Raw genomic sequence first — 2,910 nt, forward strand, 5'->3', positions numbered from 1 at the left:
GGGACACGCCGTTTTAGCCTGTGGAGGCGTGGTGCAATCAGGCCGCCCGATGAAGCAGGAACCCGGTACTGCGCGAGCAGCTATCACCCAGTAATGGGAATCCCCCTCCTGTGACGCGAAGCGCTAAGGTGGGGGAGGATGTCAAGGACTCTTCATCTTCGGTGGAGAGGAACACCTTCTTCTGCTCGTTCCAGAGCCAGGGCGCATGGGCCTTGTCGTCGTAGTAACGCACATACTGGCCTTGCATCACGTGGGCCGGGTTGTTGGGATCCAGACCCCAGGCCTGGCCGTAGCTCGGCAGGGTGGTGATGCCGAGGCTGGCCGCGTGCTCCAGGTTCTTGGCATGCCACATGGGCACGGCGCCACCGCCAATCTCCTTGCCGTTCTTGTCAAGGTCATGCCAGATGTTGTCGATGCCTACCGCCCCGTTGCCGCACGGAATGGTGCTGCCACCGGTGCCCGGCTGGCAATCGCTCTGGCTCGGCAGCGCCGCCTTGCCACCCAGACCGTGGGTGCCACCGGTGACCCCCTGCCAGCCACGGGTGTAATAGGGCACCCCTATGTTGATCTTGCCCGCCGCCAGGGCACCACGGAAGTAGTGGGCCGCCCAGGCGGAGTTGAGATAGCCGATGCCGCCAAACTGGGCCTGGGTGTAGACACCCCACTGGGACAACTCGGGATCCGCCTTGTTGTCGAACAGGGCGGCGTTGTGACCGACGAAGTGGTTCCAGGCACCGTGGAAGTCATAGGTCATCAGGTTGACGTAGTCGAGGTACTGGGTGACCTGGAAGTTTTCCATGCCGCGCAGCAGGTAGGCCGAGGCCGGCGAGGCGATGGTCAGCATGTACTTGCGACCGTCCTCGGTGCCGGCGCTGTCGAGCTTGTTGCGCAGGGTCTTCATCAGCACTTCATAGTTCGCAAAGAGCTTGCCGCGACACTGGTTGGAGAGCGGGAAATCGTTGGGGTTGCCCGCATCCTTCATGGAGGTGGGGTACTCGTAGTCGATATCCACCCCATCGAAGCCGTACTGGCGGATGAAGCCCACGGCCGAGTCGGCAAAGGCGTTGATGCTGGCGGTGTTGACCGAGCAGTCGCCCTTGGTGGTGGCGGCGTAGAAGCCGCGGGTATCGGCCCAGCCCCCGACGGAGATGAGGGTCTTCACGTCCGGGTACTGCTTCTTGTACTTGGACAGCAGGTTGAAGTGACCCTGATAGGCGAACTCCGGATCCATCTCGGCGCCCGGCACCCCGTTCCAGGTCAGCTTGGTAGCGGCGTCATCCACCTTGATGGTGTGACTCTGCTCGTCCACCGCCGCGAAGGCGTAGTTGATGTGGGTGATCTTGTCCCAGGGAATGTCGCTCACCAGGTAGGCGGGCAGGCCGTTCTTGCCGGTGCGCCAGGAGGTGAAATACCCGATGACGCGGCGGCCGTGGTCATCCCCCATGCACTCGCTGCCGTCGGCGCGGTAGATCTGGCGCACGTCGCAGGAGAGGTTGCCGCCGGTAGGGGGCAGGGCCGCTTCTTCCACCTGCACGTCCACCTGGGCCGACTCGCCAGAGAGGTTGCTCTTGTCGGTCGCCACCAGCTTGAGGCCGGTCAGCCCCTTGTTCTGGGGCGTCCAGCTCAGCTGCCAGGGGGCGCTGGTGTCCTCGCCCACCTTCTGGCCATTCACGAAGAGCTCGACCTTGGCGACGTCGTCATTGGCATCGGTGACATTGCCGCTCACGGTGAGGGCGCGGCCCAGGGTCACCCTGGCACCGGCGGCGGGGCTTGCGATGCTCACCCTGGGCGCCTCTGGCGCCACCACGGCGGCGACCTTGAAGCTCGAATCCGCCTCGCTCAGCACCTTGCCGTCTTTATCCAGCGCCCGGGCCTTGAGGGCGTGATTGCCCGCACCGGCGGCAGACCAGCTGGCACTCCAGGGAGAAGCCGTGGCGGTGGCGACCAGAGCGCCGTCGATGAGGTATTCCACCCGGGCGAGCGCCGTGACCGGGCCGCTCAGCGTCACCGCCAGGGCCACACTGGCCCCCTCGCTGACGCTGGCACCCACGGCGGGGGAGCCGATGGCGACGACCAGGGCCGGCGGCGGCACCTCGCCACCATACAGCTTCCAGGCATCGGCCCAGACCACCCCCACCCCGGGGGCGTAGTGATAGGGGGACGCGCCGCACCAGCCGGAGTAAGGGAATTCCTTGCATTCATAGAGGGCGCCTGCGTTGCTGACGATGTCGCCAGCCTTGTAGGCGGTGCCGGCCTGATAGGCGGGGTAAGCAGCCTGCGCCCAGGCAGGGACGGCCGCAAGGGCGACCAGCATGGCAAGCCTGCTGGGCCTCAAGATCTGTTGCATATTGTTATCTTCCTTGTTTTGTCTTGGCTTCAATACCGGGAAAAGCGCAATCGCAACAGGGAACAAGGGAGCGACAACAGGCCATGGACGGGCCACAAACCCTCAAGTCACCCTGGGTAACCCCGCTGTCTGGCCCGGATGGGACAGATCGGAGGCTTTGCGTCCCGGCATCACTGCCGGTTTGCCCTTTGCCTGGGTTCCGTGAGGAACGGCTCGAGTATAGGAAGCAAGTGACCACTGCTCAATCTTTATTCTCGAAGGAAAATATGTGAATGCTGGCCGCCTCACACTTTTCGCTCCCACCTGATGACAAATAGATCATCAATATCAAACTGTTAGCCACGTCAAAAAATGGCAGATGGGCTCCTTTGTCTCCTCATAATGTGCGTTGGTTCACTGGTCAGAGCTGCCAGAAATGCAGGGCGAGATCGTGAACATTTTGTTAAAAATTAAAAATAGTTTTTTGCCTACAAAACAAATACTTATAGGCCTGTGATATGCAGTTAACTTTATAGTCAGGATCGCCTTCACACTTTTTAATCGTCACTGCACGTCATTTCAGC

Annotated in this window: 1 pseudogene and 1 riboswitch; the pseudogene reads right to left on the bottom strand. The window is 61.9% G+C overall.

Annotation, left to right across the window (positions count from 1 at the left end):
• Positions 1 to 142: 142 nt before the first annotated feature.
• Positions 143 to 2,314 (bottom strand): annotated as a pseudogene (locus J9892_RS17570) (glycosyl hydrolase family 18 protein); the annotation flags it as partial.
• 145 nt (positions 2,315 to 2,459) lie between these two features.
• Positions 2,460 to 2,543, bottom strand: a riboswitch (cyclic di-GMP riboswitch).
• Positions 2,544 to 2,910 lie beyond the last annotated feature (367 nt).

Source organism: Aeromonas sp. Prich7-2, assembly GCF_017939255.1.
In the GTDB taxonomy this organism is placed as follows: Bacteria; Pseudomonadota; Gammaproteobacteria; order Enterobacterales; family Aeromonadaceae; genus Aeromonas; species Aeromonas caviae.